This is a genomic window from Streptomyces sp. NPDC008139 (genome assembly GCF_042957025.1).
Taxonomy (GTDB): Bacteria; Actinomycetota; Actinomycetes; order Streptomycetales; family Streptomycetaceae; genus Actinacidiphila.
The window spans coordinates 22,748-36,900 of record NZ_JBIBHM010000021.1; the positions used below are offsets into that span (position 1 = coordinate 22,748).

The 14,153-nt window shown below is 70.3% G+C and carries 10 protein-coding genes; 5 read left to right on the top strand and 5 right to left on the bottom strand.

All coding sequences use genetic code 11. From position 1 onward, the window contains the following. Positions 1 to 18 precede the first annotated feature (18 nt). From ACFZBB_RS32515 to ACFZBB_RS32535, 5 genes are all read right to left on the bottom strand, one after another. Positions 19 to 1,890: an FAD/NAD(P)-binding protein gene (locus ACFZBB_RS32515; RefSeq protein ID WP_391130116.1), complete on the bottom strand. Its 1,872-nt coding sequence runs from the start codon at positions 1,888 to 1,890 to the stop codon at positions 19 to 21. Beyond that, positions 1,887 to 2,741 carry an ABC transporter permease subunit gene (locus tag ACFZBB_RS32520; RefSeq protein ID WP_391130119.1) on the bottom strand — a complete coding sequence of 285 codons (855 nt, stop codon included), beginning with the start codon at positions 2,739 to 2,741 and terminating at the stop codon, positions 1,887 to 1,889. Before ACFZBB_RS32520 ends, ACFZBB_RS32515 begins: the two co-directional genes overlap by 4 nt. A gap of 161 nt (positions 2,742 to 2,902) precedes the next feature. After that, positions 2,903 to 3,922, bottom strand: a complete 1,020-nt coding sequence (locus ACFZBB_RS32525) for an ABC transporter permease subunit (RefSeq protein WP_391130122.1) — start codon at positions 3,920 to 3,922, stop codon at positions 2,903 to 2,905. Between the two features lie 6 nt (positions 3,923 to 3,928). Continuing rightward, positions 3,929 to 5,524 carry an ABC transporter substrate-binding protein gene (locus ACFZBB_RS32530; protein ID WP_391130125.1) on the bottom strand — a complete coding sequence of 532 codons (1,596 nt, stop codon included), beginning with the start codon at positions 5,522 to 5,524 and terminating at the stop codon, positions 3,929 to 3,931. Positions 5,525 to 5,664: 140 nt separating this feature from the next. Further along, on the bottom strand, positions 5,665 to 7,401 hold the full coding sequence (locus ACFZBB_RS32535; protein WP_391130128.1) for a dipeptide ABC transporter ATP-binding protein: 1,737 nt from the start codon (positions 7,399 to 7,401) through the stop codon (positions 5,665 to 5,667). 845 nt (positions 7,402 to 8,246) lie between these two features. Here ACFZBB_RS32535 and ACFZBB_RS32540 point away from each other — a divergent pair. From ACFZBB_RS32540 to araB, 5 genes are all read left to right on the top strand, one after another. Then, the gene (locus tag ACFZBB_RS32540) at positions 8,247 to 9,398 is read left to right on the top strand and encodes a substrate-binding domain-containing protein (protein WP_391130130.1); all 1,152 of its coding nucleotides are present in this window, start codon (positions 8,247 to 8,249) and stop codon (positions 9,396 to 9,398) included. A gap of 8 nt (positions 9,399 to 9,406) precedes the next feature. Beyond that, positions 9,407 to 10,381, top strand: coding sequence for an ABC transporter permease (locus ACFZBB_RS32545; RefSeq protein ID WP_391130133.1), 975 nt, complete (start codon positions 9,407 to 9,409; stop codon positions 10,379 to 10,381). After that, positions 10,378 to 11,199, top strand: a complete 822-nt coding sequence (locus ACFZBB_RS32550) for an ATP-binding cassette domain-containing protein (protein WP_391130137.1) — start codon at positions 10,378 to 10,380, stop codon at positions 11,197 to 11,199. Before ACFZBB_RS32545 ends, ACFZBB_RS32550 begins: the two co-directional genes overlap by 4 nt. 107 nt (positions 11,200 to 11,306) lie before the next feature. Further along, complete coding sequence (locus tag ACFZBB_RS32555; RefSeq protein WP_391130140.1) at positions 11,307 to 12,365, top strand: substrate-binding domain-containing protein; 1,059 nt, start codon at positions 11,307 to 11,309, stop codon at positions 12,363 to 12,365. A 64-nt stretch (positions 12,366 to 12,429) separates the two neighbouring features. Further along, on the top strand, positions 12,430 to 14,115 hold the full coding sequence (araB, locus tag ACFZBB_RS32560) for a ribulokinase (RefSeq protein ID WP_391130142.1): 1,686 nt from the start codon (positions 12,430 to 12,432) through the stop codon (positions 14,113 to 14,115). Positions 14,116 to 14,153: the final 38 nt, after the last annotated feature.

Sequence of the window (14,153 nt, forward strand, 5' to 3'; positions counted from 1 at the left end):
CAGGTGGCTGGGTCTCGGTCAGGACGCCCTCGCCTTTCCGGCCGCCGCGGGCAGGGCACGGAGTACGGACCGCGCGGCCTGCTCGGTCTCGGCGAAGAAGCGGTCACCGGCCTGCGGCAGCCCGGCCCGACCCACCGACCGCTGGTGTGCGGAGCCCGGCATGCCGAGCACGATCAGCCGTGGGTCGGCCGTCCCGTCCCTGCGGACCGCCGTCCAGCCGTGCGGGTCGATGTCCAGGCTGGTGGCGGGCCGGGCCGTGGCCGCGTCGGCGGACGACGGCATGCCATCGGGCGCCGTGCCGACGGACGCGGTGTCGGCTGACGGCGCATCACGGTGCGGCCGGACCCGGCCGTCCCGCAGCAGCGCGGCCATGAGCGGGTCGTCGGCCGTCTCCAGCGCGCCGAAGGCGAGATACGCCTCGACCGCGACATCGGCGTGCCACACGGCGCCAGGGACGGCGTCCGATCGGCCGCGGAACCGCCCGTCGACGACATCCAGGCGCTGGCCGGGCCCGGTGAGCACGACCAGTCCCTGGCGGCGCAGCGCCAGCAGTTGGGCGAAGCGGACGGCGGGCGGTCCGCTGGTCACCCGGCCGGCTTCCCGGTGGAAGGCGGCCAGCGGCCCGGGGCCGGAGGCCGGATCGGCGAAGCAGCCGGCGGCGTCCAACTCGTCGAGCACCGTGCGGACGCCGAGGACCGCCGCCCGCGCGTCCAGCCATGGGCTGGGGCGTCCGTCGAGCGCGCCCGGCGACTCGCGCTCCGCCCAGCGGTCGACGAACGCCTGCCAGTGGGCGGCCGAGGCGAACTGCCGCCCCGCGGTGGGCGCGTGCAGATCCGTCCAGGTCCAGGGCGCCGCGCCGAAGGCGGCACCGATGTCCCGCAGGACGCTCGGCCGGAGCGCGGCGAAGGGCAGGGTACGGCGACCCCGGTGGGCGGCGAGTAGTTCGGCCGTGCGGCTCGCGTCCAGGTGGGTCAGCGGTGGCTCCGGCACCTGCGCCGGGTGCTGGGCGGGCTTGGGCAGACCGGCCCGCGAGCCGACGAGCAGCCGCGGTTCACGGCCGGTTGGCACGTACCGCATCCGGCGCCCGCTGCCCGTGTACCGCCCGCCCCGGCCCTCGAACAGCAGGCCCAGGATGTCGAAGAAGGTGGGTCCGAGGCCGCGGACCAGTACGTCGGCGCCGGGCGGGACGAGGTCCCAGTCGGTCTCGGCGGCGGCGCCCGGCGGCAGATGCCGCAGCCCGGCCGCGGCTGCGGCCTCGCCCAGCTCCCGTATCTCACCGGAGGGGCGGTGCGGAAGGAAGCCCTGCGCGAGCACGACCACGTCCGCCCGCACCCGTCGGCCGCCGCGCAGGACCAGCTCGCTGCGGCCGTGCCCGCCGGTCACCAGGTCCACGGCGCTGTCCCTGATCTCGGTGACCACCGCGTGCGGCGGCGCGGCGGCCGCCAGCCGGCGGAACACCCAGCGCTGGTACTCGCCTTGTAGCCGCCGGGTGTGCTGGGCCCACGGCGTCAGGCCCTCGGCGTCACGGCGGACCCACGCGGGGAACCGCCCGTCGACCTCCGTACGGATCCAGGTGGGGAAATCGGGCCCCTCTGCCGAGGCGGCCGGGTACATCGTGGTGGCCGCGACGCTGGTGTTGCTCAGCAGCAGCGGGGACTGGTCGGCCCGCCAGGTGCGCCCGCGGCCGGCCGGATACGGGTCGATCATCGTCACACGCAGTGCGGGCGAAGGGCCCGTGGCGCGGTGCAGGGCCAGCAGGCGTTCCAGCGCCGACACCGCGCGCGGCCCCCCGCCGACGAAGGCGACATCGACATCGACATCGACATCGAAGGGGACATCGGCGTCTGCCCCGGCCCCACCCCCGACCTCGGCCCCGACGTGTGCGTTCACGGTGTCTCGTCCGCGACCGCCGGGTCCGGCGTCTTGCCGAGCGGCCGGGCGCGGACGCGGCGGAAGCCGGACCGCAGGGCCAGGCCGAGGTTCTCGCGCAGCGAGTCCCCGAGCAGATTCGAAGACAGCGCGGCCAGCGACAGGGCGAGGCCGGCGAAGGTGGGGTACCACCATGCCTGGAGCACGAAGCCGGCGCTCTGCGCGATGATCAGCCCCCACTCCGGGGTCGGCTCCTGCGCGCCCAGGCCGAGCAGTGAGAGGCCGGAGATGAAGATGATCGCCTCGCCGATCGCCATCGTCGCCTGTGTGAACAGGGCGGCGGCAGTCTGCGGCAGCAGGTGGCGGCGCAGCACGTAGAGCACGCCGGCGCCCTGGGCGACCGCGGCCTGCACGTACAGCGCGCCGCGCATCTGCCGGACCAGCCCGCGGGTGATCTTGGCGAAGTACGGCCAGTACGCCACCGCGGTCGCCGCCGTCGCGGAGGTCATGCCGCGGCCCAGCGACGCGGCGATCAGCAGGGCGAGCAGCACCTGGGGGAAGCCCTGGAGCGCGTCCGCGACCCGCATCAGCACGGCGTCGACCACGCCGCCCAGATACCCGCAGAGCGCCCCAAGCACCGCCCCGAGGGCTGTCGCGCAGGCCACCGCGGTGATCGCGCACACCAGCGACAGCCGTCCGCCCTCGGCGAGCCGGACCAGGACGTCACGGCCCAGGTCGTCGGTGCCCAGCCAGTGCGACCAGGACGGTGCGAGAAGCCGGTTCGACGCGTCCAGCCGGGTCGGGTCGTACGGTGACACGACCGGGACGACGATCACGAACAGCAGGACGACCAGCCCGCACACGGTGCCCACACCGGTCGCCGCGTTGCCGAAGAACAGTCGGCGGTACGAGATCCGGCGGCCGGAGCTTCGGCGGTCGGGTGTTGGGCGGCCGGGTGTCCGGGGTTCGCGTATGCGGGTTTCACGTGTCCGGAGGTCGGGGATTCGGCGCTGCGGCCGGAGTGCGGGACGCATCAGATGCGGGCCAATCTCGCGCGCGGGTCGAGGAGGTACTGGAGGACGTCGACCACGAGGGTGATCAGGACGAAGACGCCCGAGAGCACGATCGCCACCGCGCTGACCGCGGGATAGTCGCCCGCCACGATCGCGTCCCAGGCGTACGACCCGAGGCCGGGCCACTGGAAGATCTTCTCGATGTAGATCGTGCCGCCGATCAGGAAGCCGATCTGCATCCCGGTCACGGTGACGGCCGGGTTGATCGCGTTCGGCAGCACGTGCCGGGCCATGATCCGGCGGCGGCCGATGCCGCGTGCCCGCAGCACCGACACGTAGTCCGCCGCGCGCTCCTGGAGGACCTGGACGCGCACCAGCCGGGTCAGGCTGCCGACGTTGATCAGCACGAGGCTCGCGGCAGGCAGCGCCAGGCACTGGGCGGCGTTCCAGAACGTCGCCGAGTCCAGCGCGATCGCGGAGTCGATCAGGTAGAAGCCGGTGACCCGGGCGTCCGGGAGCGTCCCGACCGGCAGCCGGCCGCCGGGCGGCAGCCAGCCGAGGAAGGAGTAGAACACCACCTGGAGCACCAGGGCCAGCCAGTACGGAGGGATCGAGGAACCCGCCAGGGTGGCGATCCGGATGGTGTCCTGCTGCCACCGCGAACGGGTTGCGGCCGCCCACGTGCCGAGCGCCACGGCGATCACGACGTAGAACAGCACCCCGACGAAGGCCAGTTCCAGCGTCGCGGGCAGCCGGTCGCCGATGTCGGACAGCACCGAGTGGTTGGTGACGTACGACGTGCCGAAGTCCAGGTGGACCAGGCCGTCGAGGTAGGACCAGAACTGGGACAACACCGGCCGGTCCAGGCCGAGGTGGACCCGTACCTGCTGGATCGCCCGCGGGGACGCGCCGAGGCCGGCTATCTGGGCGGCCGGGTCGGACGGCACCATGCGGGTCACCACGAACGTGACCACGGCGATGCCCAGCATCACGGACACGAGCCCGGCCACGCGTCTGACGATCAGGAGCACGGAGTCCATCGGCGGTCAGGACTTGACGCGCAGGGCGTAGAAGTCGATGTCGTAGCCGTAGTCGATCGGGTGGATCGCGAAGCCGGTGAAGCCGGAGTTGACGACCTCGATCTTCTTCGGCGTCGCCACGAACAGCGCGGGCGCGTCGTCCTGGAGGATCTTCTGCGCCTGGGCCAGCTTGGCGTCGCGCGCCGCGGTCGAGGCGGCCGCGCTCGCCTCGGACAGCGCCGAGTCGAAGGCCGCGTTCTTGTAGAACGACCAGTTGTAGCCGCCGATGTACTTCGATTGGAAGTAGCCGCCGAGGTACTCCACCGGGTCGGCGGTGATCGCCCCGTGCCACAGGAAGTTGAAGTCGGGGGAGCCGGCCGGCGAGGCCGCGGCCTTCGACATCGCCTGGAAGGTCGTGCCGACGATGTTCACCTTGATGCCGATGGCGGCCAGGGACGACTTCAGCACGAGGGCCTCGGCCTTCTCGAAGGCGACGTTGTCCGCCTCGTCCCACCACACCGTCAGCGTGACGTCCTTCAGACCGGACTGCGCCAGCAGTTGCCTGGCCTTCGCCAGGTCCTGCTTGTAGGGCGTCAGCGAGGAGTCGAAGCCGGAGAAGCCGACCGGGAGACCGCCGGCCGGTACGGTGGCCGCGCCGTCGTAGGCCGCCTTGATCGCCGCCTGGTAGTCGTACGCGTAGGTGACGGCCTGGCGCAGCAGCTTGTTCGCCAGCGGGCCGTGCTGGGTGTTCATCTGGATCTCGTCGATCTGGGTGCCTGCGGCCTGATACACCGAGATGTTCTTGTTGTCCTGCAACTGCTTGAGGTACGGGGCGAGCGGGATGTTCTCCACCCGGTCGATGTCGCCGCGCCGCAACTCCTGGAGTGCGGTGGCGTTGTCGGCCGGCGCGGTGAAGACGATCTTCGATATGTGGCTGCCCTGCCAGCCGCCCCAATAGTGGGGGTTGCGCACCAGCGTGCGGGTGGAGCCGGTCAGTGGTGCGGCGGTCTGGTACGGGCCGGTGCCGTCGGTGTTCGCCGAGAGCCACGACTTCGCGTCGTCGGACGCGTGTGTGGTCAGCGCCTTGGGCGAGACGATCACCGCCATCGGCAGGTAGTCGATGAAGCCCCTGTTCGGGGCGGACAGCGTGATCGTCACGGTGCCCGCATTCGGCGCGGTGACCGAGGAGATGCCGTCGAGCAGACTGCCGACCTGGCCGCCGAGCTTCTTGTACCGGGCGAAGTTGGCGATCACGGCATCGGCGGTGAAGGCGGTGCCGTCGGAGAAGCGCACGCCCTGGCGCAGGGTGAAGGTCCACGTCTTCTGGTCGGTCGTGGTCCATTTCGTGGCCAGACCCGGCTGCACGTCGTAGCCGCCCGCCCGCTCGTTGACGAGGCCCTCGTACGCGGCCCGGATGACCTTGAGATTGCCGATGCTGGTGCTCTGCACCGGGTCCGCGGACACCGAGTTGCCCAACGGCATGGTGAACACGGAGCCGGTCGCCGCGGAACTGCCGCCGTCCGAGGGGGAGTTGGTGCGGTTGGCGGTGCACGCGGCCAGGCACACCAGGGCCGTCGCCATGACGAGTCCTGTGGTCGCTCTGGTCCGTAGCGTGGTGTCCATGGTCCTTCTCGTCTCGTTCGGTTCGTTCGGTGCGGGCTTGGGGTCGGATGGGGGCCCGGAGCCCGGATGAGGGCTGGGCGGGCCGGGTGCCGGCTCGGGCACTGGTTCGGGTACGGGTGTCGGGCCGGGGGCGAGCGGGTTCATGTCCGGCTGGGGTCCGGCGCGAAATCGGCGACCGGGACGGCGGACAGGAGCTGTCGGGTGTACGGGTGTTGGGGTGCGGCGAACGTCGCGTCGGTTGGCCCGTACTCGACGGCACAGCCGTCCCGCATGACCAGCAGATGGTTCGCGATCTGCCGGATCACCGACAGGTCGTGGGAGATGAACACGTACGTCAGTGCCAGCTCCCGCTGGAGATCCACGAGCAGGTCGAGGATCTGCGCCTGGACCAGCACGTCGAGGGCGGAGACCACCTCGTCGAGCACCAGCGTCTCCGGCCCGGCGGCGAGCGCCCGGGCGATGGCCACGCGCTGCTTCTGGCCGCCGGACATCTCGCCGGAGGGGCGGTCGATGCTCCCGGCGGGCAGGCCGACCTGCTCCAGCAGCGCGGCGACCCGGTCGCGGCGCCCGCCCTCGTCGCCGATGCGGTGGATGACCAGCGGCTCGGCGATCGCGTCGAACACGGAGAACCGCGGGTTGAGCGATGCCGAGGGGTCCTGGAACACCGGCTGGATCAGGCGGCGGTAGCGGCGCAGTTCGGCGCCGCGGATACGGCTGACGTCACGTCCCGCGTAGTGGATCGTGCCGGAATCCGGGCGGGCCAGCCGCAGCAATGTACGTGCCAGGGTGGTCTTTCCGCTGCCGGACTCCCCGACGACGCCGAGCGTCTCGCCGCGCGCGACGGACACCGACAGCGCGTCGACGGCCTTGCGGCTCACCCGGCGGCCGCCCTCGTCCCGGCCGCGGTACGCCTTGCTGACGTCACGCAGCTCGATCTGCGCGGGGGAGCCGGGCTCAGGCGAACCGCTCGGACCGCCGGGCTCCGCCGACTCGCTCGGACCGCCGGGCCGGCTCGGACTGCCGGGCTCGCTCGGCTCGCCCGACCCGCTCGGGCGCCGCGTTCCGGTGCGGGCGGCCGCGGCCACCAGGCGGCGGGTGTACTCGTGCCGCGGGTCGCCCAGCACCTGCCGGGAGGTGCCCTCCTCCACCAACAGGCCGCGGTACAGGACCAGGACGCGGTGGGCTCGCTCGGCCGCCAGAGCCAGGTCATGGGTGACGAACAGCAGCGCCACACCGTCCTCGTCCACCAGCGACTGGAGGAGGTCGAGGACCCGGCGTTGCACGGTCACGTCCAGGGCCGACGTCGGCTCGTCGGCGATGAGCAAGCGCGGCCCGGTGGCCATCGCCGCGGCGATCTGCACGCGCTGGCGCATGCCGCCGGACAGTTCGACCGGATACCGGCGGGCGCTTTCCGCCGGCCGCGGCAGGCCCGCCTTCCGCAGTGCGTCGACCGCGGTTGCCCGGCGCTGCCCGCGCCGGATCAGGCCGTGGTAAAGCGGCGCCTCGGTGACCTGGTGGCCCACCCGGATCAGCGGGTCGAGGCCGGCCAGCGGGTCCTGCGGCACCAGGCCCATCCGCGAGCCGCGCAGTCGGGCCGCCTCGTGCTCGGGCATGCCGAGCAGGTCCCGCCCGTCGTAGCGCAGCCGATCGGCCTCGACCTCGGCGCCGTCCGGCAGAATGCCCAGGATCGCTCTGGTCAGTGTCGACTTGCCGGAGCCCGACTCGCCCACAACCGCGACCGTCTCCCCGGCGCTGACCGTCAGCGCGATGCCCCTGAGCGCCTCGATGTGCCCTTCGTCGTGCCTGTCTGCCAGCGGGAACCGAACCGAGAGCCCGACGATGTCGAGCAGCGGTTCGGTCGGCATCGCGGTGGCCATGGCTCTCCCTTCGCGTGAAGTCCCGAGTGGACACGGATGAAGTTAGAACGTCTACCCGATCCGCGTTGTGGATACGTTAAGCGGTCAACGAGTCCACCTCCAAGGGTTCCAGGCACTGGACACACAGCGTTCACGAAGGAAGTGGCGGGAGCGGGTGCTCGGCGACCCGGTGCGCGGTGGCGAACGCGCATCGCGTCCCGGCCGTGTCTGGTGGCGTGAGGGAGCCGGCCGTCATGGGAAGTTCCGCCTGTTCGGTCAGAGCCTTCCAGTCGCAGAAGTGCGCTTACCGCGCCGGGGGTTGGAGACCCGCTACCTCCCACGAAGTGACACCCGACGGAACCGAACGGTCGACGCACCGCTTGATGTCCTCGTCATGGTGGTGCCCGGGACGGCCCAAGTGAGCGTTAACGCTCAGCGGGACTCTCAAAGCGCGATGTCAGCGCGGGAGACCCGCCTGGGGGAACGCGCGGTGAAGCCTGACGGCGGGCCGCGAAAGCGTTCGTCGTGCGCTCTGTGAGCGCTATCGCCGCCAGGTGGCAACTCTGCCCCCAGGGAAAGTGGGAGCGCGGGCCAGTCCCTGCTGTCTCGGACAGATCCCTTGACGTGGCCCCGGCGGCGCGGGGAGGATCTGGCAATACCTCGGCGGTCGGCACACGCATTGCTTTCCACCAGGAAGTTAACGCTAACAGAAAGTCTGGGCATCCACGGGCAGACCCGATCGGCGCATCGGCGACGGCCCCTGACGGTCCGTCTTGCGCGGGGGGTCGGATGTTAGCGCTCATACCAGTGCACGGCGCGTAGATCACCACTTGGCAGTCACGTAGCGAGAGATACGGAGCCACACCATGAGCGCTCTCCATGACGGCACCGCGGCAGGCCCGGCCGGTGAGCCGACAGCACCGGACGGTGGAGTGTCCAGGCGCCGGGCACTGAGCTGGGTGGGTACGGGAGGCGGGCTGCTCGCGGCCGGCTCACTGCTGACCGCCTGCACGAGCAGCAGTGACTCCGGCAGCAAATCGGGCAGCGGCGGGGTCGGGAACTTCCCCTCGACCCCGAAGTGGAAGTTCGTCTTCGTCAACCACGTCACCACCAATTCGTTCTTCACCCCGACCCGCTACGGCCTGGCCGACGCCGCGGCCACCCTGGGGTTGCCCACGCCGCAGTGGACGGGCTCGGAGACCGGCGGTGTGTCACAAATGGTCAGCGCCATGGACACCGCCATCAACAGCGGCGCCGACGGCATCGCCATCGCGCTGACCGACAACAACGCGTTCGTCGCACCGACGAAGAGGGCGCTGGCGAAGGGCATCCCGGTCATCGCGTACAACGCGACCGCCCCGGGCAACTACCCGCTCACGTACGTCGGACAGGACCTCTACCAGTCCGGCTTCCAGATGGGGAAGCGCATCGCGCAGGACGTGACGTCGGGCGAGATCCTCGTCGGCATCTCCCAGCCGGGTGGCAACAATGTGCAGCCCCGCCTGGACGGCCTCAAGGCCGCGCTCAAGGAGTCGGCACCCTCGGTGAAGGTGACGTCGGTCAACACCGGTGCGGCGCAGGCCGGTGAGCTGAACGCGATGACCGCCGCGTACACCGGCCACACGGACGCCAAGGGCCTGTACGCGGTGGACGCGGGCAGCACGGCGTCGATCGCCCAGTTGATCACCCGTCGTGGATTGAAGGGGAAGATCCACGCAGGCGGTTACGACACCCTCACCGACACCGTCAACGGGGTGAAATCGGGGGCCCTGGACTTCACCATCGACCAGTCCGCCTACCTCCAGGGCTTCCTTCCCGTGCTCTACCTCTACCTGTACCGGCTGTCGGGCACGCTTGTGGTGCCGCCGAGTACCGACACCGGACTCACCTTCGTCACCAAGGCGAACGCTGGACTCTACGTGTCCGCCAACAGCCGCTTCGAGGGCGGAAAGAGCAAGAGCCTGATCACCATGCCCCCCGCCATCGCGCTGCCGCCGGCCACGGCCGTCACCCTGTGAGGACGGACATGCCAGGAAAGGAACTCGCGGCCGCCGTCGGCCGCGGGCTGATACTCCGCCGCGAACTGAGCATCCTCGTGGTGTGTATCGCGGCCGGCATCTATTTCGCGGTCACCGGATCGGGCTTCACCAGCACCGACAACTTCCACACCATCGCTCAGTACGTGGCGCCGTGGATCATCATCGGCGTCGGCGAGGTGATGCTGCTGATCTGCGGTCAGATCGACCTGTCGGCGGGCTTCGTGTTCACCCTGACACCGTTCATCCTGACCTCGTTCACCGACGACGGGATGCCGCTGCTGCTCGCCATCATCTGCGCGGTGCTGGTCAGTTCGCTCGTCGGGGTCGTGAACGGGCTGATCCACACCGTGTTCAACCTGGCCTCTTTCATCGTCACCCTCGGCATGGCCTTCTTCCTGGAGGGCATGTCGCTGATCGCCTCCGACGCACAGCCGGAGGCCGCGCCCGCCAGCGGCTGGGTGCCGCACTGGTTCGGACTCGCACGCTGGTCCGAGCTGATCTGGGCGCTGCTGATCGTCGCGGTGATGCAAGCACTGCTGACCACGACCAAATTCGGGGTCAACACCCAAGCCGTCGGCAGCAATCCGACCGGCGCGGCCGAATCGGGCATCCGGATCAACCGGATCAAGATCGTAAACTTCGCGCTGTGCAGCGGCCTGGCCGGCTTCGGCGGCATTCTGGACGGCATACGGGTCGGCTCCTTCGACCCGACCAACGGCGGCAACGAGACGATGTTCCTCGCCGTCGCCTCGGCGGTGATCGGCGGAACCGCCCTCCTCGGCGGCTCCGGCACCATCATCGGAGCCCTGCTGGGCGCCCTGCTGCTCGGCATTGTCTACGACGGCTTCAACCTCACCGGTGTCAACGCCAATGCCTTCGACGTGGTGTTGGGCATCGCGATCATCGCCGCCATGCTGTTGAACGTCTATCTCGGCACGCTGCGCAGAAGGGTCGGCCGATGACCACCCACGAAGAGGGCGCCATCCCGATCCCGGCTCCTGGGGCCGCCCCCGAAACTGTGTCCTCCGGCAGCGCGCCCGATGTGATCCGGGTCGAACACATCAGCAAGAAATTCGGGGCGGTCACCGCGCTCAGGGACATCAACCTGCACGTCCGTCGCGGCGAGATCCTGGGGCTCATCGGCGACAATGGAGCGGGTAAGTCGACCCTCATCAAGACGCTGACCGGGTTCCACCGGCCCGACGAGGGCGTCTTGTTCTTCGAGGGGCAGGATACCGTACTGCGATCGGTCATCCACGCCAGGTCGCTGGGCGTCGAGACCGTCTTCCAGGACCTCGCGATGATCAACGACCTGCCCGTCTACCTCAATCTCTTCCTCAACCGCGAACTGACGCATCGTCCGCTGCCCTTCCTCAAGCGCTCGGAGATGCGCCGCCGGGCCCGCGAGGCTCTGGACTCCATCGGTATCCGCATCCCCTCGGTCGACACCGAGGTCGGCCAGCTCTCCGGCGGTCAGCGTCAGGCCATCGCCGTGGCCCGGTCGGTGTACTCGGACACGACGAAGCTCCTGCTGCTCGATGAGCCACTGGCCGCCATGGGAGCCAAAGAGGGGGGTCAGATTCTACGGCTGCTGAGCCGGCTCAAGGAACGCGGCGACATAGCGATCATCCTCATCGCGCACAACTATGCTCAGGTCGTCGACATCTGCGACCGGGTGAACCTGCTCCAGCACGGGGAGATCACTTTCGACCGTCTGTCGAAGGAGACCTCCGTCGGCGAACTGCTGGAACTGGTCCACGCCGAGTACCGGACAGCGTGACGCCCGGACGGGTCGGCTGACCCGGTTGCCCGTGCCGTATACGCGCCACTCTTGACGACTATGTCTGTGAGCGCTAACAATGAGGTGGATCACGGGATCGGAGAACCATGTCGCAGACCAGGGAGAGCGCCGGCCCCCGCCGGGCCCCCACTATGGCCGACGTCGCCCAGGTCGCGGGGGTGTCGCACCAGACCGTGTCGCGGGTCCTGAGCAACCACCCCAGCGTCCGCGACACCACACGGGCCGAAGTGCAGCGGGCCATCGAGGAGCTGGGCTACCGGCGCAATTCCTCTGCGCGGGCACTGGTGACCCGTCGCACCCTCACGCTCGGTGTGGTCGCGTGCAACCCGACGCTGTTCGGGCCTGCGAGCATGTTGTTCGGTCTGGAGGAGGCGGCCCGTGACGAGGGGTACATGGCCTCCGCGGTGACGCTGCGCCGGTACACGGCCAAGGCGCTCGCCGAGGCGATCGACCATCTCAGCGACTGGGGGGTGGAGGGGATCGTCGTGATGGTCCCGCACCGCGCGGCCGTGGCGGCGCTTGCCGAACTGCGGCTGCCCTTCCCGGTAGTGACCGTCGAGGGCGGGCACTCGCTGCCCATACCGGGAGTGTCGGTGGACCAGGAGCTGGGCGCCCGGCTGGTGACCGGTCACCTGCTGGCGGCCGGGCACCGTACGGTGTGGCATGTGGCCGGCCCGTCCGACTGGCTGGAGGCCGAGGCCCGGGTGAAGGGCTGGCGGGCCACCTTGGAGGAGGCGGGCGCCGAGGTGCCTGAGCCGCTGATCGGGGATTGGACCCCGCTGTCCGGCTACCGGGCGGGGCAGGAACTCGCAGGCCGGGTGGCAGCGAGCGCGGCACGACGCCGCTCCCTCGATGTCTCCGCGGTGTTCGTGGCCAACGACCAGATGGCGCTCGGGGTCATGCGGGCGCTCCGCGAGGCCGGTCTGTCGGTGCCGACGCGGGTGGCCATCGCCGGATTCGACGACATCCCGGAGGCGGAGTTCTTCGCCCCGCCGCTGACCACGGTCCGGCAGGACTTCGCCGCGGTCGGGCAGGCCAGCATCCGGCTGCTGGTCAGCCAGTTGGAGTCGGGCACCGCCGGTGGTGACGAGCGCGCGGTGATCGAACCGCGGCTGATCGTCCGCAGCAGTACGACTCCAACCTGACACGTACCCGCGTGCAGGAGGTTCCGACGACGGGCCGGTACCTGTCGCACATCTGGAGAGAACCATGACGACCGATACGCCTGCCGTCACCGTTGGGGTCGATTTCGGGACCCTGTCCGGCCGCGCCCTTGTTCTGGATGTCGAAGACGGCAGGGAACTGGGCAGCGCGGTGCACGAGTACACCCACGCCGTGGTGGACCGCACACTGCCTGGTGGCGGTCTCAAGTTGCCCGCCGACTGGGCACTGCAGATCCCGCAGGACTGGCGGGACGTGCTGCGCTTCGCCGTGCCGAGCGCGCTGGCCGACGCCGGCGTGCGGTCCTCGCAGGTGATCGGCATCGCCACCGACTTCACCGCTTGCACCGTTCTGCCCACCACCTGGGACGGCACCCCTCTGTGTGAGCTGCCACGGTTCGCCGCACGCCCGCACGCCTACCCGAAGTTGTGGCGCCACCACGCGGCCCAGCCGGAGGCGGACCTGATCGTACGGCGGGCCGAGGAGTCGGGCCAGCGGTGGCTGGCCCGCTACGGCGGGAAGATATCCAGCGAATGGCAGCACGCCAAAGCGCTCCAAGTGCTGCTCGAGGATTCGGAGGTGTACGCCGCGTCCGACCGCTGGATCGAGGCGGCCGACTGGATCGTCTGGCAGCTGACGGGGGAGGAGACCCGCAACCCGTGCACCGCGGGCTACAAGGGCGTCTACCAGGACGACGCCTATCCGGATGCGGCGTTCCTGGCCTCCCTGCACCCGGATTTCGCGGATTTCACCGCCAAGATTGAGCATCCGCTGTCCTCGCTCGGCAGCCCGGCCGGGAAGCTCAGCCCGGCGGCCGCCGAACTGACCGGACTGCGTGCGGGAACCGTCGTGGCCGTCGGAAACGTTGACGCGCACGTCACCAGTGCCGCCGCCCGGGCGCTCGATCCGGGGCACATGCTCGCCATCATGGGCACCTCGACCTGTCACGTCATGAACTCCGATGTCCTGGCCGAGGTACCGGGCATGTGCGGTGTGGTGCGTGACGGCATCGTGCCGGGACTGTGGGGGTACGAGGCCGGGCAGAGCGGGGTCGGGGACATCTTGGCCTGGGCGGTACGGACCGCCGCTCCGCACGAGTACGCCGTCGAGGCCCGCAGGCGCGGCATCTCCGTGCACGAACTGCTCAGCGAGAAGGCCGCCGCGCAACCGGTGGGCGGCCACGGACTGCTCGCACTGGACTGGCACAGCGGCAACCGGTCGGTCCTGGTCGACCACCACCTGTCCGGCCTGATCGTCGGCCTCACCCTCGACACACGCCCCGAGGACATCTACCGCGCCCTGGTCGAAGCCACCGCCTACGGCACCCGCACGATCATCGAGACGTTCGAGCAGGCGGGGGTGCCGGTCACCGAGTTCACGGCCGCCGGCGGTCTACTGAAGAACACCTTCCTCATGCAGACCTACTGCGACATCCTGAACCGGCCGGTCAACGTGCTCGCGGCTGAGCAGGGCCCGGCGCTGGGCGCGGCCATCCACGCGGCCGTCGCCGCGGGGGCGTACACCGACATCCGCGCCGCCTCGGCCGCGATGGGCCGCCTTGAGCGGCATGCCTACACCCCCGATCCGGCGCGAGCAGCCGCGTACGACCCGGTCTACGCCGAGTACCGCGCGCTGCACGACCACTTCGGCCGCGGCGGCAGCGACGTCATGCACCGACTGCGAGCGCTGCGTACCGACACCAGCACGACCACTCCGCCAGCTTCGAACTGTTAGCGCTCACCTCCGAGTGCTGGAGTTCGCTCATCCTTGAG

What these genes read in the sequence shown, in the direction of transcription:
- ACFZBB_RS32525 (WP_391130122.1), bottom strand. Translation starts at nt 3,922, where the DNA reads ATGGACTCCGTGCTCCTGATCGTCAGACGCGTGGCCGGGCTCGTGTCC.
- ACFZBB_RS32530 (WP_391130125.1), bottom strand. Translation starts at nt 5,524, where the DNA reads ATGGACACCACGCTACGGACCAGAGCGACCACAGGACTCGTCATGGCG.
- ACFZBB_RS32535 (WP_391130128.1), bottom strand. Translation starts at nt 7,401, where the DNA reads ATGGCCACCGCGATGCCGACCGAACCGCTGCTCGACATCGTCGGGCTC.
- ACFZBB_RS32540 (WP_391130130.1), top strand. Translation starts at nt 8,247, where the DNA reads ATGAGCGCTCTCCATGACGGCACCGCGGCAGGCCCGGCCGGTGAGCCG.
- ACFZBB_RS32545 (WP_391130133.1), top strand. Translation starts at nt 9,407, where the DNA reads ATGCCAGGAAAGGAACTCGCGGCCGCCGTCGGCCGCGGGCTGATACTC.
- ACFZBB_RS32550 (WP_391130137.1), top strand. Translation starts at nt 10,378, where the DNA reads ATGACCACCCACGAAGAGGGCGCCATCCCGATCCCGGCTCCTGGGGCC.
- ACFZBB_RS32555 (WP_391130140.1), top strand. Translation starts at nt 11,307, where the DNA reads ATGTCGCAGACCAGGGAGAGCGCCGGCCCCCGCCGGGCCCCCACTATG.
- araB (WP_391130142.1), top strand. Translation starts at nt 12,430, where the DNA reads ATGACGACCGATACGCCTGCCGTCACCGTTGGGGTCGATTTCGGGACC.